Here is a 21,480-nt window from a genome sequence, read left to right as displayed (position 1 = left end):
TACTGCGTGTATCGGCCGTGGCCGGCGTTTCATTAATTATTTTGGATGCGGGATCGGATGGTAGAGCAAGAGCAGGGCACAGGCATCAGGGTCGAGGCGCTGGCGCCCGAGTACCAGGCGCAGGCGGCCGTATGGGCTGAGCGGCTGGGGTTGCCATTGGCTGACGAGGCGGCGGAGTTTGCCGTGCAGGTAGGTGTGGACGGCTTGCAGATCCAGCAGCTGGGGCCGCAGGCACCGGGTCCGGTGCGCGTCGACTTCGTCGAGGGCCAGGCGGCGCACCGGCGCTTGTTCGGGGGTGGCAATGGGCAGATGATCGCCAAGGCGGTCGGTATCGCTCAGGGCGTGCGGCCGCAGGTGCTGGATGCAACTGCCGGGCTGGGTAAAGATGCTTTCGTATTGGCCAGTCTGGGTTGCGAGATGACCTTGATCGAACGCCAACCGCTGATCGCCGCGTTACTTGAAGATGGCCTGGTGCGCGGCCGTGGGGATGTCGAGGTCGGGCCAATCGTTGAGCGGATGCGTTTGCTGGTGGGCAACGCCATCGAGCGCATGCGCACCTGGCAGGGCGAGGCGCCACAGGTGATCTACCTGGATCCGATGTTCCCGCACCGCGACAAGAGTGCCTTGGTGAAGAAGGAAATGCGCGTGTTCCGGCCTTTGGTCGGTGACGACCTGGATGCGCCGGCGTTGCTCGAGGCAGCCTTGGCGTTGGCTTCGCACCGGGTCGTGGTCAAGCGGCCGCGTAAGGCGCCGATTATCGACGGGCCCAAGCCCAGTCATAGCCTTGAGGGCAAATCGAGTCGCTATGACATCTATCCGAAGAAGGCCTTGAAGGCTTAGCGCAGCGTTTGCAGATTCCGCCACTGGGGCTGCCTTGCAGCCCTTGTCGGCGGTTGCCCAGACACCTTCAGGCGGCGGATGCCAACTGAGCCATGCGTTGCAGTACCGCATGCAGGCCATTGCTGCGCGAGGGCGACAGTTGGCGCTCAAGGCCAAGCTCGGTGAACCAGGCCCCCAGCTCAAGCTTCGCCAGCTCGGCGCTATTGAGCCCCTGGACCCGGACCAGCAGTAAGGCCAGCAGCCCCCTCAGCAAGCGTGCATCGCTAGCGGCCTTGAACTGCCATTGTCCGCCTTGCTGGTTGGCGACCAGCCACACCAGGCTCTCACAGCCATGGACACGGTTGTCCTCGGTCTTTTCGCGCTCGTTGAGCGGCGCCAGTCGGTCGCCCCATTGCATCAGCAGGCGCGCTCGTTGTTCCCACCCCCGAGCCTGCTGGAATGCCTGCAGCGCTTGGCTGGCCTCGCTCGACAGGCTCATCGTAACAACTCCAGGCCCTGATCCAGCGCGTCGAAGAAGCGCTGCAAGTCGTCACTGTCGTTGTACAGGCCTAGCGATACCCGAATTGCCCCTTCCAGCCCCAACCCCTTGAGCAGCGGCATCGCGCAGTGATGCCCGGCGCGTACGGCAATGCCTTGCTCGGTCAGCAGGTGAGCGATATCGGCGTTGTGCACGCCGTCGACGACAAAGCTCACCAGGGCGCTTTGCGGCATGCCGAGGATACGCACGCCATCACGATCGGCCAGGCCGCGTAGCAGGTGCTGATGCAGGCTGGTTTCATGGGCCTGGACGGCGTGTGGGTCGAGGCTGGCCAGGTAGTCGAGGGTCGCACCCAGGCCAATGACCCCGGCAATGGGCGGCGTCCCCGCCTCGAAGCCCAGCGGCGCCGGGCGAAAACTGGCGCCGTGATAGTCGGCCAGTTGCACCATCTCTCCGCCAAACTGCCAATGAAGCAGCTGTTCCAAGGCCTGCGGGCGCCCATACAGGACGCCTACGCCTTCAGGTCCGTACAGTTTATGGCTGGAGAACACGTAGAAGTCGCATTCGAGCTGTTGCACATCGTGGCGGCCATGCACCACGCCCTGCGCGCCGTCGACCACGGTCAATGCGCCTTGGGCGCGGGCGTGGGCGAGCAGGGCGGGCAGTGCTTGCCAGGTGCCCAGTACGTTGGACAGTTGGCTGACTGCCAGCAGGCGGGTGCGCGGGCCGATCAGTTGCAGCGCTTGATTGAGGTCGATGTGGCCCTGCTCATCCAGCGGCAGGATGACCAGGCGCAAGTTGCGCCGGCGCGCCAGTTGCTGCCACGGCAGCAGGTTGGCGTGGTGCTCCAGGGCGCTGATGGCGATCTCGTCGCCCTCGTTGAAGCCATGTTCCAGGCCATATGCCAGCAAGTTCAGCGCTGAAGTGGCGCCATGGGTGAAGATGATCTGCCGCGAATCGGCGGCATTGAGCCAGGCGGCGACCTTGTCGCGGCTGGTCTCGAAGGCTTGGGTGGCCAGCGCACCGGGCAGGTGCTGGGCACGATGAACGTTGGCCGCGCCATGGCCGTAGTAATGGCTCAAGGCATCGAGCAGGGCCTGGGGCTTTTGCGTGGTGGCGGCGCTGTCCAGATAGGTCTGGTGCTGGCGTTCTAGAGCGGCGATGGCGGGAAAGTCGGCACGCCACGGGGAGGGCTGAAACATGATCGAGGGACCTGGAAATAAAAACGGGCCTGGCGCTAACGCCAGACCCGATCTTATCACTTCAAACCCCGCGAGGTTCTCAGTTGTGCGCGTGCAGCGCCTCGTTCAGCTCGATGGCCGACTTGTGGGTCTTGCACTCCACCGCGCCGTTGAGCGAGTTGCGACGGAACAGCAGGTCGGTCTGGCCGGCCAGGTCGCGGGCCTTGACCACTTTCACCAGTTGGTTGTTCTCGTCGAGCAGGTTCACCTTGGTGCCAGCAGTGATATACAGGCCAGCTTCAACGGTGTTGCGATCGCCCAGCGGGATGCCGATACCCGCGTTGGCGCCGATCAGGCAGCCTTCGCCGACCTTGATCACGATGTTGCCACCACCGGAGAGGGTGCCCATGGTCGAGCAACCGCCGCCCAGGTCCGAGCCCTTGCCGACGAATACGCCAGCGGACACGCGGCCTTCGATCATGCCTGGGCCTTCGGTGCCGGCGTTAAAGTTGACGAAGCCTTCGTGCATGATGGTGGTGCCTTCGCCGATGTAGGCGCCCAGGCGCACACGGGCGGTATCGGCGATACGTACGCCGGCCGGGACCACGTAGTCGGTCATTTTCGGGAACTTGTCGACCGAGAACACTTCCAGCAGCTCGCCCTTCAGGCGCGCTTCGAGTTGCAGTTCGGCAAGCTCGGCTAGGTCGACGGCGCCCTGGTTGGTCCAGGCAACGTTTGGCAGCAGCGGGAACACGCCAGCCAGGCTCAGGCCGTGCGGCTTGACCAGGCGGTGCGAGAGCAGGTGCAGCTTGAGATAGGCTTCTGGGGTCGAAGTCAGCGCGCTGTCTTCGGCCAGCAGGGTCGCGACCAGCGGCTTGTGGCTTTCAGCCAGGCGGGTCAGCAGGGCGTATTGTGTGGCATCGACGGCCTTGAGGGCATCGGCCAGCTGGCCGGCCTGGGCGTTGGTGAAGGCGATGGCTTGGTTGCCGCCTTCATAGCCGAGGATCGGCGCGACCGCAGCGACCAGCTCGGCACTCGGGTTGATCAGTGGTTGCGCGTAGAAGACTTCCAGCCAGGTGCCCTGGCGGTTCTGGGTGCCGACACCGAAGGCCAGGCTGAACAGAGTAGTGGACATGCGATTACCTCTTGCGAAATAGGGTGGAAGCGGAGCGGACTCAGGCCAGCGCTGCGGCGTACAGGTCAGGCTTGAAGCCGACCAGGGTACGCTCGCCGAGGTCAAGCACCGGGCGCTTGATCATCGACGGCTGGGCCAGCATCAATTCGACGGCCTTGGCCTGGTCGAGGTTGGCTTTGCTGGCATCGTCGAGCTTGCGGAAGGTGGTGCCGGCACGGTTGAGGATGACTTCCCAGCCGTGCTCGTCGCACCAGCGATTCAGGCTGTCGCGGTCGATGCCTTGAGTCTTGTAGTCGTGAAATTGATAGCCGATGGCTTTTTCTTCGAGCCAGGTACGGGCTTTTTTCATGGTGTCGCAGGCTTTGATGCCATAGAGAGTGTAAGCCATTGAATGCCTGGGGCGCCTTGGGGTAGGCGTCCCGATACTCCGTGAAGAAAAGGTGAGGGCGATTATGCGACATCGACGAGCCTGGCGCCACGGCTGGCTGCCGAGCGCGCAGGGGCGAAGCGTGTCACCTGATATCGGGTAGCATTGTGTTACATATTCTCCGCTCGCCTGCGACTATGGTGCAGCGGTGCATTATTACTGCACGCCGCTAACATATTGTTTCAATGGCGATGTTTTGCCCCGCCAGGGTTTTTCGAATTACACAGGAAGCTTGCTGATGCAGTCAGCCTATACCGTCCTTATCCTGCTGACGCTGGTAAGCGTGTCAAAACTGGTGGGGCGGATGATCCCGCTGCCTCTGCCGCTGGTGCAGATCGCGGCCGGGGCACTGCTGGCCTGGCCGAGCCTGGGCCTGCATGTGGCGCTGGAGCCGGAGTTGTTCCTGTTCCTGTTCTTGCCGCCGCTGCTGTTCGCCGATGGCTGGCGCATCCCCAAGCGTGAGCTGTGGCGTATACGTGGCCCGGTGGTTGCGCTAGCGGTGGGCTTGGTGCTGTTCACCGTGGTCGGCGCTGGCTACTTCATTCACTGGTTGTTGCCGAGCATCCCGCTACCGGTGGCTTTCGCCTTGGCCGCCGTGCTGTCGCCTACCGATGCCGTGGCAGTCTCGGCGATCACCCAGGACCGTTTGCCTACGCCGTTGATGCACATGCTTCAAGGCGAGGCGCTGATGAACGATGCCACGGGCCTGGTGACCTTCAAGTTCGCCCTGGTGGCGGCGATTACCGGTGCCTTCTCGTTGGCCGAGGCCAGTTTCACATTCGTGCTGGTGGCGCTGGGAGGCCTCGCGGTGGGGGTTGCGCTGAGCTGGCTGATCGGTCGCCTGCGTGCCTGGATGATCGCCCGTGGCTGGGATGACCCTGCCACCCACGTGGTGTTCATGCTTTTGCTGCCGTTCGCTGCCTATGTACTGGCCGAGCGCCTGGGCGTTTCGGGCATTCTTTCGGCGGTGGCGGCGGGGATGATGCAAAGCTGGCTCGATCTGCTGCCACGCCAGACCAGCACACGTCTGCTCAATCGTAGCGTCTGGTCGCTGCTGGAGTTCGCCTTCAATGGGCTGATCTTCTTGCTGCTGGGCCTGCAGTTGCCGGACATCATCAAGGCTGTGGTCAGCCATGAGGCGACCATCTGGCCGACCCTGGCCTATCGCTGCCTCGACGTACTGGCGATCTTCGCCGCGCTGATCCTGTTGCGCTTCATCTGGGTACAGAGCATCTGGCGCGCGATTGGCGTGGTGCGCCGCTGGCGCGGTAAGCCCGAGCTGGTGCTGATGCCCACCGCTCGGTCGTGTTGGTTGCTGACGATCGGTGGCGTGCGCGGCGCGGTGACCCTGGCGGGCGTGATGTCGGTCCCGCTGCTGATGGGGGCGGGCCAGGCGTTTCCTGAGCGAGACCTGCTCATCTTCATTGCGGCGGGGGTAATCCTGCTGTCGTTGATCGGCGCCTGTATTGCTTTGCCGATCCTGTTGCGCGGTGTGACCAAAAGCCCGGACGAGCGTTTGCAGCAAGAAGTACAAGAAGCCTGGCGGCGCACGGCCGCGGCGGCCATTCATGCCTTGGAAGCCGAAGAGGTGATCGACGCCAATGCGCCGCAGGACGCCGCGCAGGCGACTTTGGCCACCGAGCTCAAGGCACGTTTGATGGCTGAGTATCGGGATGAGCTGGACAGCTACAACGACAGTGCCGAAGCGCGCGCGCTGGCTGAGCAGATGGACCTGCTGGAGCGTCGCCTGCGGGTGAAAGCACTACGGGCGCAGCGTCTGGAATTGTACAACCTGCACCGTCAGCATCTGGTAGGCGATGAGGTGGTGCGCCAGGTGCTGGGTGAGCTGGATATGAGTGAGGCGAACCTGGGGCAGGTCAAATAGGGAGAAGGGGGCCGCAAAGCGGCCCCTTGCTCGCTGCTGAAGTCAGCGCTTGCTCAGGAAGTCCCGAATCCGCTCAGCCGCCTCGATGCACTCGGCCAGCGGCGCAACCAGCGCCATGCGCACTCGGCCTGCACCTGGGTTGACCCCATCCACCTCTCGCGACAGGTACGAACCCGGCACCACGGTCACGTGCTGTGCTTGGAACAGGTCGCGGGTGAACTTGGCATCACAGCCCGGCACCTTGGCCCACAGGTAGAAGCTGCCGTCCGGACGCTGAACGTCCATTACCGGTTGGAGGATATCCAGCACCGCGTCGTACTTGGCCCGGTATTGGTCGCGGTTGGCGCGTACGTGGGCTTCATCCTGCCAGGCGGCGACGCTGGCCAGCTGGGTTTGCACCGGCATGGCGCAGCCGTGGTAGGTGCGGTACAGCAGGAATGGCTTGATGATCTCGGCGTCACCGGCGACGAAGCCCGAGCGCAGGCCCGGCAGGTTGGAGCGCTTGGACAGGCTGTGGAACACCACGCAGCGTTTGAAATCGCTACGGCCAAGCTCGGCGCAGGCGCTCAGCAGGCCTGGTGGTGGCGCGTCTTCGTCGAAGTACAGCTCGCTGTAGCACTCGTCGGCGGCAATCACGAAGTCGTGCTCATCGGCCAGGGCGATCAGCTTTTTCAGGGTGTCCATCGGCACCAGGGCGCCAGTGGGGTTGCCTGGGGAGCACAGGAACAGGATCTGGCAGCGCTGCCATACCTCTGCCGGCACTGCGTCGAAGTCCGGATTGAAGCCGTTGTCTTCCAGGCACGGCAGGTAGTGCGGGGTGGCACCGGCAAGCAGGGCTGCGCCTTCGTAGATCTGGTAGAACGGATTGGGGCTGATCACCAGGCCGTCATCGGCGCGGTTGACCACTGCCTGGGTGAAGGCGAACAGCGCCTCCCGGGTGCCGTTGACCGGCAGGATATGGCGGTCGGCATCCAGCCAGCCGGTTGGCACGCCGAAGCGCTGTTCGCACCACTGGCCAATCGCCTGGCGCAGCGCCGGCAGGCCGAGGGTGCTGGGGTACACCGCCAGCTTGTCGAGGTTGTCGGCCAGGGCCTTGGCGACGAACGCCGGCGATTCGTGCTTCGGCTCGCCGATCGACAGGGCGATGGCACGTTTGTCCGCCGCCGGCTGCACGCTGCCCAGCAGGGCGCGGAGTTTCTCGAACGGGTAGGGCTGAAGCTGGGTCAAGGCATGGTTCATCGGCGCAAGGTCTCGTCAATCGTTAGAAGGTCACGCGGGTAGGGCTGGCGTCGCTGGCCTGGCCTTTTTGCAACTGCTGGATGATCGCTTCCTGCAGGCGGCTGCACAGCTGCGGATCGGACAGCGGCTGGTTGTCGGCGTCGGTAATGAAGAACACGTCTTCCACGCGCTCGCCGAGGGTGGCGATCTTGGCGTTTTGCAGCGACAGGTCGAACTCCAGGAAGATCCGCCCGATCCGCGCCAGCAGGCCTGGGCGATCAGGGGCGATGATCTCGAGGATGGTCACCGGACGCTGGGCATCGTTGTGGATGGTCACCTGCGGGGCAAAGGTGAAGTGCTTGAGCTGGCGCGGCACCCGGCGCTGGATGATGGTCGGGTAGTCCTCGGGGTTGCGCAGGGCCTCGGTCAGGCCCTCGCGGATCTGCTTGACCCGCTGCGGGTTGTCGCCGATCGAGCCGCCGTCGTTGTCCAGGACAATGTAGGTGTCGAGGGTGAACTGGCTGCTCGAGGTGATGATCCGCGCATCATGGATGTTCAGGTTGAGCTGGGACATCGCCGCCACGGTCACGGCGAAGAAGTCGTGCTGGTCGGGTGCATAGATGAAGATCTGCGTGCCACCTTCGAATTCACGCTGGGTGGTTTCCTTGATCAGCACCAACGGGCCGCCATCGGCTGGCTGCTGCAGGATCGCATCGCTGTGCCAGGCCACGTCGGCGGCGGTGTGCTTGAGAAAGTAGTCATCGCCCAGTTGCGACCACAGTTGCTCGACGTCGTCCGGGTCGGTGCCTTCGCGGATCAGGATGTCGAGCGCGGCGCTCTGCGTCTGGCGGATCTGCTCTTCGCGGTCCAGCGGGTTTTCCAGGCCTCGGCGCAGCGCGCGCTTGGTCTCGGTATAGAGCTGACGCAGCAGGCTGGCGCGCCAGGAGTTCCACAGGCTGGGGTTGGTGGCGTTGATGTCGGCCACGGTCAGCACATACAGGTAGTCCAGGCGCGTCTCGTCGCCCACGTGCAGGGCGAAGTCGTTGATCACTTGCGGGTCGGACAGGTCCTTGCGCTGGGCAGTGGTCGACATCACCAGGTGGTTCTGTACCAGCCAGACGATCAGCCGGGTATCCCAGGTTGGCAGCTGGTGGCGCTCGCCAAAGGCCTGGGCGTCGACCGCGCCGAGTTCGGAATGATCGCCCTGACGACCCTTGCCGATGTCATGGTAGAGCCCGGCCAGGTAGATCAGCTCGGGTTTGGGCAGGCGGCCCATGAGCTTGCTGGCCAGCGGGAATTTCTCCGACACCGGGGTGTACTGCAGCTTGCGCAGGTGCTTGATCAGGTTGAGGGTGTGCGCATCGACCGTATAGATGTGGAACAGGTCATGCTGCATCTGCCCGACGATCAGGCCGAACTCCGGCAAGTAGCGGCCGAGGATGCCGTAGCGGTTCATCCGGCGCAGGTTGCGGTGGATGCCGATCTCGCACTTGAACAGCTCGATGAACAGGCTGGTATTGCGGATATCGTTGCGGAAGTTGTCATCGATCAGATGGCGATGCTCGCGCAACAGGCGCACGGTATCGGCGCGCACGCCCTTGATCTCCGGGTGCTGGGCCATCAGCACGAAGATCTCCAGCATGGCGAACGGCGTGCGTTTGAACACGTTGGGGCTGACCGCTTCTATATAGCCATCGTGCAGGCGAAAGCGAGCGTTGAGCGGTTGGGTGGTGCCACTGTCGTCGTCAGCGAGGATGACTTCCTCGAAGTGCTGGATGATCAGGTCGCACAGCTGGCTGATGCTCATCACCACCCGGTAGTACTGCTGCATGAACTGCTCGATGGCGCGCTTGGGGTTTTCATCGCTGAAGCCAAGCAACGCGGCGATGCTGCGCTGGTGGTCGAACAGCAGGCGGTCTTCGGCGCGTCCGGCGAGCATGTGCAGGGCGTAGCGCACCCGCCAGAGGAAGGCCTGGGAGGAGGCGAGCAGTTCGTTCTCGCTCTCCAGCAGGAAACCTTCGCCAGCCAGGGCGTGCAGGTTGAGCGTGCCGTACTGGCGACGGGCGACCCAGAGCACGGTCTGGATATCGCGCAGGCCGCCGGGTGAGCCTTTGACGTTGGGCTCCAGGTTGTACTCGGTGTCGTTGTACTTGTGGTGGCGGGCCTTGAGCTCGGCGCGCTTGGCCAGGAAAAACTCCTTGCTCGGCCACATGGTGGCGGTGCTGGTCACCTCGAGCATGCGCTGGCGCAGGGGCTCGGGGCCGGCAATGGTGCGGCTTTCCATCAGGTTGGTGATCACCGTCAGGTCGGCGCGGGCCTGCTCGGCGCATTCCTCGACGCTGCGTACGCTCTGGCCGACTTCCAGGCCGATGTCCCAGAGCAGGGTCAGAAAACCTTCGATGGCTTCGCGGTACTGCTCGTGTTCGGCGCCATCGAGCAGGATCAGCAGGTCGATGTCGGAGAACGGGTGCAGTTCGCCGCGTCCGTAACCGCCCACGGCGATCAGGGCGATGCCGCTAGGGTCATGCCATTGGAACTGGTTCCAGGCCTGCTGCAGGATGTTGTCGACGAACCAGGCGCGGTCCTCGATCAGCCGGCGGATCTCGCGGCCTTCGCGAAAGCGCTTGTCGAGCACCTCGCGGGCCAGGCGGATGGCTTTCTTGAAGGCAGCGATGGGGCTTGCCTTGAGCGCCAGTTCCGCCTGGAACTGGCCGCGGTCGAACAGCTCGGGATCCACCTGGGGCATCGAGTCGCTTTCCTGAAGGTATTAGGCCGACGTACGGGGGATGGTGTCGTCTTTGCGCAGGGTGAAGATTTCGTAACCGGTTGCCGTCACCACCAGGGTGTGCTCCCACTGCGCCGAGAGCTTGCGGTCCTTGGTGATGGCGGTCCAGCCGTCGCCCAGCACCTTGGTGTCAGCCTTGCCCTGGTTGATCATCGGCTCGATGGTGAAGGTCATGCCTTCCTTGAGCTCCATGCCGGTACCGGCGCGGCCGTAGTGCAGGATCTGCGGCTCTTCATGGAACACCTTGCCGATGCCGTGGCCGCAGAACTCGCGTACCACCGAGAAACCGTTCTTCTCGGCGTGTTTCTGGATCACTTCGCCAATGTCACCCAGGCGGCAGCCTGGCTTGACCAGCTCGATGGCCTTGTACATGCATTCCTGGGTGACTTGCGACAGGCGCTCGGCCCAAACCGGTACCGTACCGACATGGAACATGCGGCTGGTGTCTCCGTGGTAGCCGTCCTTGATCACGGTGACGTCGATGTTCAACGTGTCGCCGTTCTTCAAGGGCTTGTCATTGGGGATGCCATGGCAGACCACGTGGTTGATCGAGGTGCAGATCGACTTGGGGTAGCCCTTGTAGTTGAGCGGCGCCGGGATGGCCTGTTGGACGTTGACGATATAGTCATGGCACAGGCGGTCGAGCTCTTCGGTGGTGACACCGGGCTTGACGTGTTCTTCGATCATTTCCAGCACTTCAGCGGCCAGGCGGCCGGCGATGCGCATCTTCTCGATGTCTTCTGCGGTCTTGATGGTAACGGTCATTACAGGCTCTCTACGGCGCCCCATGGGGCGCGAACAAACGGGAAAGGCCGGATTCTAGCAGAGCAGGGCGTCGATCTGTCGGGATAAAGGCGCTGTTGCTGCGGTCTATTGGAGGCATTTTGGCGCGATTGGCCGCTGGCTGCAAAAGCCGCTGACGGACGAGACAGTATTCGGGTTCCGTTCGTGCGCGGTCTGTGGTATAAAATGCGCCGCTTTCCGGGAGGTCCCGGCAAGCTTAAACCCACACACGTGTCGACACGATGACCTGGGTGCCCCGAACGCTTCGGCTTCGCGGGTTGGTCATTGGGATACGTGGAGGCCCAACCCGACTTATCAAGGAACTATCATGTCCCAAGTCAACATGCGCGATATGCTGAAGGCCGGTGTGCACTTCGGTCACCAGACCCGTTACTGGAACCCGAAAATGGGTAAATACATTTTCGGCGCGCGTAACAAGATCCACATCATCAACCTGGAAAAAACCCTGCCAATGTTCAACGACGCTCTGTCGTTCGTAGAACGCCTGGCCCAGGGCAAGAACAAGATCCTGTTCGTCGGCACCAAGCGTTCCGCCGGCAAACTGGTCGCCGAGCAAGCAGCTCGTTGCGGTTCGCCATACGTTGATCACCGCTGGTTGGGCGGCATGCTGACCAACTACAAAACCATCCGCGCTTCGATCAAGCGTCTGCGTGACCTGGAAACCCAGGCCGAAGATGGTACCTTCACCAAGCTGACCAAGAAAGAAGCTCTGATGCGTTCGCGCGATTTGGAGAAGCTGGACCGCAGCCTGGGTGGTATCAAGGATATGGGCGGTCTGCCTGACGCTCTGTTCGTTATCGACGTTGATCACGAGCGCATCGCGATCACCGAAGCTAACAAGCTGGGCATCCCGGTTATCGGCGTTGTCGATACCAACAGCAGCCCGGAAGGTGTTGATTACATCATCCCAGGCAACGACGACGCCATCCGCGCCATCGAGCTGTACATGACTTCGATGGCTGACGCTGTCATCCGCGGCCGCAACAACGTTGCTGGCGGCACCGAAGTCTACGCTGAAGAAGCGGCGGCACCAGCTGCTGAGTAATTGACGCCTGGCGTCTACTTAGCACGCGAAAAGGGGGCTTGGCCCCCTTTTTGCCACCTGAAATCCTCCTGTCAGCATTAGCGCCGCATCATGTGTTTCGCAGGCGAGATGGCAGTGGATTTACAGAATTGAACGCCCGTGACGAGCGGGTGGAATGGTTGAAAAACTTTCCAAGAGGATTTTGAAATGGCAGAGATTACTGCAGCGCTGGTAAAAGAACTGCGCGAGCGTACCGGCGAAGGCATGATGGATTGCAAAAAGGCCCTGACCAAGGCCGGCGGCGACATCGAAAAAGCCATCGACGACATGCGCGCCTCGGGTGCCATCAAGGCAGCTAAAAAGGCTGGCAACGTTGCCGCTGAAGGCGCCATCGCCATCAAGGCTGACGACAAGTCCGCAGTCCTGCTGGAAGTGAACTCGCAGACCGACTTCCTGGCTCTGCAAGACGACTTCAAGAACTTCGTCGCTGAAAGCGTTGAGCAAGCCTTTGCCGAGAAACTGACCGACGCTGCGCCGCTGATCGCTTCCCGCGAAGCTGCTCGCGAAGCCCTGGTTGCCAAGGTTGGTGAGAACGTCAACATTCGTCGCCTGGTGCGCGTCGAAGGCGACGTGGTCGGTACCTACCTGCACGGTAACAAGATCGGTGTGGCAGTGGTCCTGAAGGGCGGCGACGTCCAGCTGGCCAAAGAAATCGCCATGCACGTTGCCGCGTCGAACCCAGAGTTCCTGGATTCGTCGGAAATCTCCGATGAGGCCATCGAGCGCGAGAAGGCTGTCTTCCTGCAGCTGAACGCCGACAAAATCGCTGGCAAGCCTGAGAACATCGTTGAGAACATGATCAACGGTCGTATTACCAAGTTCAAAGCCGAAGCCTCGCTCAAAGAGCAAGCCTTCGTCATGAACCCGGAGATCAAGGTCGGCGAACTGGCCAAGAAAGCCGGTGCTGAAATCGTTTCCTTCACCTACTTCAAAGTCGGCGAAGGCATCGAGAAGCCAGTTGACAACTTCGCTGAAGAAGTTGCCGCTCAGCTGGCTGCTGCCAAGCAGTAAGACAGACTCCGTCTGTCGCCCCAAAGAGGCTGCCCGCTCACGCGCGCAGCCTCTTTGTCAAACCGGTGCCGGGTTTATCCGACCTGGCTCCGCTGGCGCTGAAGCAGCGCCACGCTACAGTTAGCAGGCTGTATCCAGCCCGCGCAGAATTTTCTTAAAGACGCCGCAGGAGAGACTCGCAATGGCTCAGCAGGTGAGTGGTCGCCAACCTCGCTATAAACGCATTTTGCTCAAACTTAGCGGCGAGGCCCTGATGGGCTCGGAAGAGTTCGGGATCGACCCGAAAGTATTGGATCGTATGGCCCTGGAAGTGGGCCAGTTGGTCGGTATCGGTGTCCAGGTAGGCCTGGTCATCGGTGGCGGCAACCTGTTCCGCGGCGCAGCGCTCAGCGCAGCCGGCATGGATCGCGTTACTGGCGACCACATGGGCATGCTTGCCACCGTGATGAACGCCCTGGCCATGCGCGACGCCCTCGAGCGTTCGAACATCCCGGCCCTGGTCATGTCGGCCATTTCCATGGTTGGCGTCACCGATCATTACGATCGTCGCAAAGCTATTCGCCACCTCAACTCCGGGGATGTGGTAATTTTCTCCGCCGGTACCGGCAACCCGTTCTTCACCACCGACTCCGCAGCCTGCCTGCGTGCCATCGAAATCGATGCTGACGTGGTGCTGAAGGCGACCAAGGTCGACGGTGTGTACACTGCCGATCCATTCAAGGATCCGCATGCCGAGAAGTTCGATCACCTCACCTATGATGAGGTCTTGGATCGCAAGCTTGGTGTGATGGACCTGACCGCAATCTGCCTGTGCCGCGACCACAAGATGCCATTGCGGGTATTCAACATGAACAAACCTGGCGCCCTGCTGAACATCGTGGTGGGTGGCGCTGAAGGTACTTTGATCGAGGAAGGCCAAGCATGATCAACGAAATCAAGAAAGATGCTCAGGAACGCATGACCAAGTCGCTGGAGTCGCTCCAGCACGCGTTCAGCCGTATCCGCACCGGTGTCGCCCACCCGAGCATTCTGGAAGGTGTGATGGTGCCTTACTACGGCGCCGACACCCCTATCAAGCAAGTGGCCAACATCACCGTCAAGGATTCGCGCACCCTGCAGGTCGTCGCTTTCGAGCGCAACATGCTCGGCGCGGTCGACAAGGCGATTGCCAGTGCAGGTCTGAACCTGAACCCGACCAACCTTGGCGAACTGCTGCTGATCAACATGCCGCCGCTGACCGAAGAAACCCGTAAGGGCTTCACCAAGCAGGCGCGTGATGCGGCAGAAGACGGTCGTATCGCTGTGCGTAACATCCGTCGTGACGCCCTGAGCCAGCTCAAGGACCTGGTCAAGGAAAAGGAAATCAGCGAAGACGAAGAGCGTCGCGCCGCTGATGACATCCAGAAGCTGACCGACAAGTTCGTGGCCGAGATCGAAGTTGCCGTGAAGGCCAAGGAGAAGGACCTGATGGCCGTCTGAGGCCAGGGTTTTCTTCATGGATAAGACCAAGCAAGCGGCACCGTCCTCGGTGCCGCGCCACGTTGCGATCATCATGGACGGCAACAATCGCTGGGCGAAGAAGCGTCTGCTGCCCGGCGTTGCCGGTCACAAAGCAGGCGTCGATGCCGTGCGTGCGGTGATTGAGGTCTGTGCCGAGGCTGGGGTCGAGGTGCTGACCCTGTTCGCCTTCTCCAGTGAAAACTGGCAGCGTCCGGCGGAAGAAGTCGGCGCGTTGATGGAGCTGTTCTTCACGGCCTTGCGCCGCGAGGCTCGGCGCCTCAACGAGAACAATATCAGCCTGCGCATCATTGGTGATCGCTCGCGCTTCCACCCGGAACTGCAAGCAGCCATGCGTGAGGCCGAGGCTGCGACTGCGGGGAGTAATCGCTTCATTCTCCAGGTCGCCGCCAACTACGGTGGTCAGTGGGATATCGCCCAGGCCGCCCAGCGGTTGGCTCGTGAGGTCCAGGCCGGTCATCTGCGCCCGGACGACATCACCCCGGGCTTGTTGCAGACCTGCCTGTCGACGGGTGATCTGCCGTTGCCTGACTTGTGTATCCGTACCGGTGGCGAGCACCGCATCAGCAATTTCCTGCTGTGGCAGCTGGCCTATGCCGAGCTGTACTTCTCCGACCTGTTCTGGCCGGACTTCAAACACGAGGCCATGCGTACCGCCCTGGCCGATTTCGCTTCGCGCCAGCGCCGCTTTGGTAAGACCAGCGAGCAGGTCGAGGCTGGAGCTCGTGCTTAATGCTTAAACAACGCATCATTACCGCGCTGATCCTGCTGCCGATCGCGCTGGGTGGCTTCTTCCTGCTCAATGGCGGGGATTTCGCCCTCTTCATCGGCTTCGTAGTAACGCTTGGCGCCTGGGAATGGGCACGCTTGGCTGGGCTGATGGCCCAGCCGCTGCGCATTGCCTACGCCGCAGTGGTTGCCGGGGCGCTGATGCTGCTGTACCTGATGCCGGACCTGGCGCCCTGGGTGCTCGGCGCTTCGGTGATCTGGTGGGGGTTGGCCACCTGGCTGGTACTGACGTATCCGCGTAGCAGCGAGCTGTGGAGCAGTGCCGCTTGCCGTCTGTTGATTGGTCTGCTGGTGTTGCTGCCGGCTTGGCAGGGGTTGGTGCTGCTCAAGCACTGGCCGCTGGGGAACGGCCTGATCCTGTCGGTCATGGTGCTGGTCTGGGCCGCCGATATCGGCGCGTATTTCTCCGGTCGTGCCTTTGGCAAGCGCAAGCTGGCCCCGCAGGTCAGTCCAGGCAAGAGCTGGGAGGGCGTCTATGGTGGCCTCACCGTCAGCCTGCTGATTGCGCTGGGTGTCGGCCTGGTGCGCGAGTGGAGCATCGGCCAGCTGCTGCTGGGCTTGCTGGGCGCCGTGGTGGTAGTCATGGCCTCGGTGGTCGGCGACCTCACCGAAAGCATGTTCAAGCGCCGCGAAGGGATCAAGGACAGCAGCAATCTGCTGCCTGGCCATGGCGGCGTGCTCGATCGCATCGACAGCCTGACCGCCGCGATTCCGATGTTCGCCGTGCTGCTCTGGGCTGCTGAATGGGGTGTCATGTGAGCCGAGTGCAACGCATTACGGTGCTGGGTGCCACCGGCTCGATTGGCCTTAGCACGCTGGATGTGATCGCCCGTCATCCTGAGCGTTACCAGGTGTTCGCCCTGAGCGGTTACTCGCAGGTGGATGAGTTGCTGGCCCTGTGCTTGCGTCATCGCCCGGTCTACGCCGTGGTGCCGAGTGCCGAGGCTGCTAGCCGTTTGCGTGCAGGTCTAAGTGCCGCGGGTAGCGCCACCGAAGTATTGGAAGGCGAGGCAGGGCTGTGCCAAGTGGCCGCTGCGAGCGACGTGGATGCGGTGATGGCGGCGATTGTCGGCGCTGCCGGCCTGCGGCCAACCCTGGCGGCGGTCGAGGCGGGCAAGAAGGTCTTGCTGGCTAATAAAGAAGCCCTGGTGATGTCCGGCGCGCTGTTCATGGACGCCGTGCGGCGCAGCGGCGCGGTATTGCTGCCCATCGACAGCGAGCACAACGCCATCTTCCAGTGCCTGCCGGGCAATTATGCCCAGGGCTTGAGTGCTGTGGGGGTGCGACGCATCCTGCTGACCGCCTCTGGTGGGCCGTTCCGCGAGACGTCGGCAGCCGAGCTTGAGCACGTCACTCCAGAGCAGGCGTGCGCGCATCCCAACTGGTCGATGGGGCGCAAGATTTCCGTCGATTCGGCGAGCATGATGAATAAAGGCCTGGAGCTGATCGAAGCCTGCTGGCTGTTCGATGCGGCGCCAGCCCAGGTGGAAGTGGTGGTGCATCCCCAGAGCGTGATCCACTCGCTGGTGGATTATGTCGATGGCTCGGTGCTGGCCCAGTTGGGCAACCCGGACATGCGCACCCCCATCGCCAACGCCCTGGCCTGGCCGCAAAGGATCGACTCCGGGGTTGCCCCACTGGATCTGTTCGCGGTAGCTCGCCTGGACTTCCAGGCTCCCGACGAGCAGCGCTTCCCTTGCCTGCGCTTGGCGCGTCAGGCTGCGGAGGCGGGTAATAGCGCCCCGGCGGTACTCAATGCGGCCAATGAAGTGGCGGTCGAGGCATTTCTCCAGCGGCGTATCCGCTTCCCGGAGATCGCGGGTATGATCGAACAGGTGCTCGACCAGGAGCCGGTGGTGTCATTGCCCTCGCTGGATGCGGTGTTTGCCGCCGACCAGCGTGCCCGGGAGCTGTCCCGTGAATGGTTGCGGCGTCACGCTCGCTGATGCGTAGTGGCTCCAGAGTTGTGCTGAACGTCATTCGGAGATGGATATGACTGCGCTCTACATGATTATCGGCACCCTGGTGGCGCTGGGTGTACTTGTCACTTTCCATGAGTTCGGCCACTTCTGGGTGGCCCGCCGTTGTGGGGTCAAGGTGCTGCGCTTCTCGGTCGGTTTCGGCACGCCGCTGCTGCGCTGGCATGACCGCCATGGCACCGAGTTCGTCGTCGCGGCGATTCCGCTGGGTGGCTACGTCAAGATGCTCGACGAGCGCGAGGGCGACGTGCCGCCTGCGCTGGTCGATCAATCGTTCAATCGCAAACCGGTCGGGCAGCGTATCGCCATCGTTGCCGCCGGACCTATTGCCAACTTCCTCCTGGCCATCGTGTTCTTCTGGGCCCTGGCCATGCTCGGCACCCAGCAGGTGCGCCCGGTGATTGGTGCCGTTGAGCCGGCGAGCCTGGCCGCTTCTGCTGGCTTGGTCGCAGGTCAAGAGATCGTTTCGGTTGACGGTAAGGCGACCAATGGTTGGTCAGCGGTCAATCTGCAGCTGGTGCGGCGTCTTGGCGAAAGCGGTGTGCTGCGTGTTGGCGTTCTCGATGAAGGCGCCACAGCCGAGCGTCAGCACGAGATCAAGCTCGATCAATGGCTCAAAGGCGCGGATGAGCCTGACCCGATCCAGTCGCTGGGCTTGCGCCCATGGCGTCCAGTGATCAGCCCGGTGCTGGCCGAGGTCGATCCGAAGGGGCCGGCTGCGGCTGCCGGGCTCAAGACCGGTGACAAGCTGCTAAGCCTGGATGGCGTTGCCCTGAACGACTGGCAACAAGTGGTCGACAGTGTCCGTGCCCGTCCCGAGGCCAAGGTGCAATTGCGCGTCGAGCGTGACGGTGCGGTGCTGGATATCCCGGTGACCTTGGCCCGTAAAGGCGAAGGTCAAGCCTCCGGTGGCTACCTCGGGGCTGGCGTCAAAGGTGGCGAATGGCCCGCCAACATGCTCCGCGAAGTCAGCTATGGGCCGCTCGAAGCGGTGGGCGAGGGCCTCTCGCGTACCTGGAACATGAGCATACTGACCCTTGAATCGCTGAAGAAAATGCTGTTCGGGGAGCTCTCGGTAAAAAACTTGAGCGGACCGATAACCATTGCTAAAGTGGCGGGCGCTTCAGCCCAGTCGGGCGTTGGGGATTTCCTGAATTTCCTGGCCTACCTGAGCATAAGCCTGGGGGTTCTTAACCTGCTGCCCATTCCAGTACTGGATGGGGGGCATTTGCTGTTCTACCTGATCGAGTTGGCGCGCGGTCGTCCGCTGTCGGATCGGGTGCAAGGTTGGGGGGTCCAGATCGGTATCAGTTTGGTCATAGGGGTGATGTTGCTCGCCCTGATCAACGATCTGGGTCGACTATAAAAGCTTCGCATTGCGAACCTGCCGCCCTTTCGCGGCAGGTTGTTTATTGCCAGTTGGAATAAAAGGACTTCATGAAACGTCTGCTGCTAACTGCGGTCCTCTCCGCACTGATGATCGCTGAAGTTCACGCCGAGTCCTTCACCATCTCCGATATTCGTGTCAACGGCCTGCAGCGGGTGTCCGCCGGCAGCGTGTTCGGCGCCTTGCCCCTGAACGTGGGCGATCAGGCCGACGACCGTCGCCTGGTGGATTCCACCCGCTCGCTGTTCAAGACCGGCTTCTTCCAGGACATTCAGCTGAGCCGCGACGGCAATGTCCTGATCATCAACGTGGTCGAGCGCCCGTCGGTGTCGAGCATCGAGATCGAAGGCAACAAGGCGATCAGCACCGAAGACCTGATGAAAGGTCTCAAGCAGTCGGGCCTGGCTGAAGGCGAAATCTTCCAGCGCGCCACCCTTGAAGGTGTGCGTAACGAGCTGCAGCGCCAGTACGTGGCCCAGGGCCGCTACTCGGCTGAAGTCGACGCCGAGGTGGTGCCGCAGCCGCGCAACCGCGTTGGCCTGAAGATCAAGATCAACGAAGGCACGGTCGCTGCCATCCAGCACATCAACGTGGTGGGCAACACCGTGTTCGATGATGAAGAACTCGGTCAGCTGTTCGAGCTCAAGACCACCAACTGGCTGTCGTTCTTCAAGAACGACGACAAGTATGCTCGCGAAAAACTCTCCGGTGACCTGGAGCGCCTGCGTTCCTACTACCTGGACCGCGGCTACATCAACATGGACATCGCTTCGACCCAGGTATCGATTACCCCGGACAAGAAGCACGTGTACATCACCGTCAACATCAACGAAGGTGAGAAGTACACCGTTCGTGACGTGAAGCTGTCCGGCGACCTCAAGGTGCCGGAAGACCAGGTCAAGTCGCTGCTGCTGGTGCAGCCTGGCCAGGTGTTCTCGCGCAAGGTGATGACCACCACGTCCGACCTGATCACCCGTCGCCTGGGTAACGAAGGCTATACCTTCGCCAACGTCAACGGCGTACCGCAACCGAACGATGAAGACCATACCGTCGACATCATGTTCGTGGTCGACCCGGGCAAGCGTGCCTACGTCAACCGCATCAACTACCGCGGTAACACCAAGACCGAAGACGAAGTGCTGCGTCGCGAAATGCGCCAGATGGAAGGCGGCTGGGCGTCGACCTACCTGATCGACCAGTCCAAGACCCGTCTGGAGCGCCTGGGCTTCTTCAAGGAAGTCAACGTCGAGACCCCGCCAGTGCCAGGCACCGACGACCAGGTCGACGTCAACTACAGCGTTGAAGAGCAGGCTTCCGGCTCGATCACCGCCAGCGTCGGTTTCGCCCAGAGCGCGGGCCTGATCCTCGGTGGTTCGATCAGCCAGACCAACTTCCTCGGTACCGGTAACAAGGTGTCGATCGGCCTGACCCGAAGCGAATACCAGACCCGCTACAACTTCGGCTTCGTTGACCCCTACTGGACTGCCGATGGCGTCAGCCTGGGTTACAACGCCTTCTACCGCAGCACCGACTACGATGACCTCGACGTCGACGTAGCCAGCTACGCAGTAGACAGCCTGGGCGCCGGTGTCAGCATCGGTTACCCGATCAGCGAAACCTCGCGTCTGACCTATGGCCTGACCGTACAGCAGGACAAACTCAAGACTGGCCGTTACACCGTTGACGAGATCTTCGACTTCGTCGAGAAGGAAGGCGATAACTTCCTCAACTTCAAGGCGTCGGTCGGTTGGTCCGAGTCGACCCTGAACAAAGGCGTGCTGGCAACCCGTGGTCATTCGCAAAGCCTGACCCTGGAGACAACCGTGCCGGGCAGCGACCTGTCGTTCTACAAGCTCGACTACCGCGGCCAGCTGTTCAAGCCAATCAACAACGACTACACCCTGCGTCTGCACACTGAGTTGGGTTACGGCGACGGCTTCGGCGGCACTTCCGGCCTGCCGTTCTACGAGAACTACTACGCGGGTGGTTTCAACTCGGTGCGTGGCTTCAAGGACAGCAGCTTGGGTCCACGTAGTACGCCAAGCCGTGGTGCGGGCGTTACCGGCAACCAAGGCACTGTCGCCGACCCGGATCAGGATCCGCTGCCATTCGGTGGTAACGTCCTCGTCCAAGGTGGGGTCGAGTTGCTGTTCCCGCTGCCGTTCGTCAAGGACCAGCGCTCGCTGCGTACTTCCGTGTTCTGGGACGTGGGTAACGTGTTCGACACCAATTGCGGCTCCAAGCCTGATTGCGAGAAAGTCGGCCTGTCTGGCCTGGCCAGCTCGGTCGGCCTGGGCGTGACCTGGATTACGGCCTTGGGCCCGCTGAGCTTCAGCCTGGCGATGCCGATCAAGAAGCCGGACGAAGCCGACACCCAGGTGTTCCAATTCTCTCTGGGCCAGACCTTCTAAGGTCGGCCCTTGCTTAACGACAACGGTTTATTCAGGAGTGCATCGTGCGTAAGTTGACTCAAATGGCCGTTATGGCCGCGGCGCTGGTCGCCACCCCGGCTTTCGCCGAAATGAAAGTTGCCGTGCTGAACTACCAGATGGCACTGCTCGAGTCGGACGCTGCGAAAAAGTACGCAGTGGATGCGGAGAAGAAATTCGGCCCACAACTGACCAAGCTCAAGAGCCTTGAAAGCAGCGCCAAGGGCATCCAGGACCGTCTGATCAAGGGCGGCGACAAGATGCAGCAGCAAGAGCGTGAGCGCCTGGAGCTCGAATTCAAGCAAAAAGCACGTGACTTCCAGTTCCAGTCCAAGGAACTCAACGAAGCCAAGGCCGTTGCCGACCGCGACATGCTCAAGCAGCTCAAGCCTAAGCTGGACGGCGCTGTGGAAGAAGTGATCAAGAAGGGTGGCTTTGACCTGGTGCTCGAGCGCGGCGCAGTGATCGATGTCAAACCGCAGTACGACATCACTCGCCAAGTCATCGAGCGCATGAACCAAGCCCGTTGA

General features: G+C 62.0%; 19 protein-coding genes. 12 read left to right on the top strand and 7 right to left on the bottom strand.

Annotation, left to right across the window (positions count from 1 at the left end):
• Positions 1-57 precede the first annotated feature (57 nt).
• On the top strand, positions 58-840 hold the full coding sequence (locus AAZU54_RS04565) for a class I SAM-dependent methyltransferase (RefSeq protein ID WP_405130217.1): 783 nt from the start codon (positions 58-60) through the stop codon (positions 838-840).
• A gap of 67 nt (positions 841-907) precedes the next feature.
• On the opposite strand, the gene AAZU54_RS04560 is transcribed toward AAZU54_RS04565, so the two are convergent.
• The 4 genes from AAZU54_RS04560 to AAZU54_RS04545 all read right to left on the bottom strand — a co-directional run bounded on the left by AAZU54_RS04560 (position 908) and on the right by AAZU54_RS04545 (position 4,022).
• The gene (locus AAZU54_RS04560) at positions 908-1,318 is read right to left on the bottom strand and encodes a SufE family protein (RefSeq protein WP_434726654.1); all 411 of its coding nucleotides are present in this window, start codon (positions 1,316-1,318) and stop codon (positions 908-910) included.
• Positions 1,315-2,520, bottom strand: coding sequence for a cysteine desulfurase (locus AAZU54_RS04555; protein WP_186555444.1), 1,206 nt, complete (start codon positions 2,518-2,520; stop codon positions 1,315-1,317). Before AAZU54_RS04555 ends, AAZU54_RS04560 begins: the two co-directional genes overlap by 4 nt.
• A gap of 79 nt (positions 2,521-2,599) precedes the next feature.
• Positions 2,600-3,634 (bottom strand): 2,3,4,5-tetrahydropyridine-2,6-dicarboxylate N-succinyltransferase, encoded by a 1,035-nt coding sequence (gene dapD, locus AAZU54_RS04550; RefSeq protein ID WP_186555443.1) that lies wholly within the window; start codon positions 3,632-3,634, stop codon positions 2,600-2,602.
• Positions 3,635-3,674: 40 nt separating this feature from the next.
• Positions 3,675-4,022, bottom strand: a complete 348-nt coding sequence (locus tag AAZU54_RS04545; RefSeq protein ID WP_186555442.1) for an ArsC family reductase — start codon at positions 4,020-4,022, stop codon at positions 3,675-3,677.
• Between the two features lie 277 nt (positions 4,023-4,299).
• Here AAZU54_RS04545 and AAZU54_RS04540 point away from each other — a divergent pair, with 277 nt between their 5' ends.
• A complete protein-coding gene (locus tag AAZU54_RS04540) occupies positions 4,300-5,946 on the top strand; it encodes a Na+/H+ antiporter (RefSeq protein WP_186555441.1) in 1,647 nt (548 codons plus the stop codon).
• Positions 5,947-5,988: 42 nt separating this feature from the next.
• Here AAZU54_RS04540 and dapC read toward each other — a convergent pair whose 3' ends face one another.
• The 3 genes from dapC to map are packed head-to-tail and all read right to left on the bottom strand — an operon-like array spanning position 5,989 to position 10,714.
• Positions 5,989-7,185 (bottom strand): succinyldiaminopimelate transaminase, encoded by a 1,197-nt coding sequence (gene dapC / locus AAZU54_RS04535; protein WP_434726653.1) that lies wholly within the window; start codon positions 7,183-7,185, stop codon positions 5,989-5,991.
• Between the two features lie 22 nt (positions 7,186-7,207).
• Positions 7,208-9,910, bottom strand: a complete 2,703-nt coding sequence (locus tag AAZU54_RS04530; RefSeq protein WP_186555439.1) for a [protein-PII] uridylyltransferase — start codon at positions 9,908-9,910, stop codon at positions 7,208-7,210.
• A 21-nt stretch (positions 9,911-9,931) separates the two neighbouring features.
• On the bottom strand, positions 9,932-10,714 hold the full coding sequence (map, locus tag AAZU54_RS04525; RefSeq protein WP_186555438.1) for a type I methionyl aminopeptidase: 783 nt from the start codon (positions 10,712-10,714) through the stop codon (positions 9,932-9,934).
• A 346-nt stretch (positions 10,715-11,060) separates the two neighbouring features.
• Between map and rpsB the strand changes: the two genes are divergently transcribed.
• The 10 genes from rpsB to AAZU54_RS04475 all read left to right on the top strand — a co-directional run bounded on the left by rpsB (position 11,061) and on the right by AAZU54_RS04475 (position 21,480).
• Positions 11,061-11,798: a 30S ribosomal protein S2 gene (gene rpsB / locus AAZU54_RS04520; RefSeq protein ID WP_186555437.1), complete on the top strand. Its 738-nt coding sequence runs from the start codon at positions 11,061-11,063 to the stop codon at positions 11,796-11,798.
• A gap of 186 nt (positions 11,799-11,984) precedes the next feature.
• Entirely contained in the window at positions 11,985-12,848 is an 864-nt protein-coding gene (gene tsf / locus AAZU54_RS04515) for a translation elongation factor Ts (RefSeq protein WP_186555436.1), read from the top strand.
• A gap of 181 nt (positions 12,849-13,029) precedes the next feature.
• Complete coding sequence (pyrH, locus tag AAZU54_RS04510) at positions 13,030-13,773, top strand: UMP kinase (protein WP_084854362.1); 744 nt, start codon at positions 13,030-13,032, stop codon at positions 13,771-13,773.
• Positions 13,770-14,327, top strand: a complete 558-nt coding sequence (gene frr / locus AAZU54_RS04505) for a ribosome recycling factor (protein ID WP_186555435.1) — start codon at positions 13,770-13,772, stop codon at positions 14,325-14,327. Before pyrH ends, frr begins: the two co-directional genes overlap by 4 nt.
• A gap of 16 nt (positions 14,328-14,343) precedes the next feature.
• Positions 14,344-15,099, top strand: a complete 756-nt coding sequence (gene uppS, locus AAZU54_RS04500) for a polyprenyl diphosphate synthase (RefSeq protein WP_186555434.1) — start codon at positions 14,344-14,346, stop codon at positions 15,097-15,099.
• Positions 15,099-15,914: a phosphatidate cytidylyltransferase gene (locus AAZU54_RS04495; protein ID WP_186555433.1), complete on the top strand. Its 816-nt coding sequence runs from the start codon at positions 15,099-15,101 to the stop codon at positions 15,912-15,914. Before uppS ends, AAZU54_RS04495 begins: the two co-directional genes overlap by 1 nt.
• Positions 15,911-17,101, top strand: coding sequence for a 1-deoxy-D-xylulose-5-phosphate reductoisomerase (gene ispC / locus AAZU54_RS04490; protein ID WP_186555432.1), 1,191 nt, complete (start codon positions 15,911-15,913; stop codon positions 17,099-17,101). Before AAZU54_RS04495 ends, ispC begins: the two co-directional genes overlap by 4 nt.
• 46 nt (positions 17,102-17,147) lie before the next feature.
• Positions 17,148-18,500 (top strand): RIP metalloprotease RseP, encoded by a 1,353-nt coding sequence (gene rseP / locus AAZU54_RS04485; protein ID WP_312151574.1) that lies wholly within the window; start codon positions 17,148-17,150, stop codon positions 18,498-18,500.
• A gap of 71 nt (positions 18,501-18,571) precedes the next feature.
• Positions 18,572-20,932, top strand: coding sequence for an outer membrane protein assembly factor BamA (gene bamA, locus AAZU54_RS04480; RefSeq protein WP_186555430.1), 2,361 nt, complete (start codon positions 18,572-18,574; stop codon positions 20,930-20,932).
• A 44-nt stretch (positions 20,933-20,976) separates the two neighbouring features.
• Positions 20,977-21,480 (top strand): OmpH family outer membrane protein, encoded by a 504-nt coding sequence (locus tag AAZU54_RS04475; protein ID WP_186555429.1) that lies wholly within the window; start codon positions 20,977-20,979, stop codon positions 21,478-21,480.

The sequence above is a fragment of the Pseudomonas sp. Je.1.5.c genome, from assembly GCF_051129895.1.
GTDB classification, from domain to species: Bacteria; Pseudomonadota; Gammaproteobacteria; order Pseudomonadales; family Pseudomonadaceae; genus Aquipseudomonas; species Aquipseudomonas urmiensis.
Note: the sequence above shows the minus strand (reverse complement) of the source record. Positions and strands in the feature narration are given on the sequence as shown.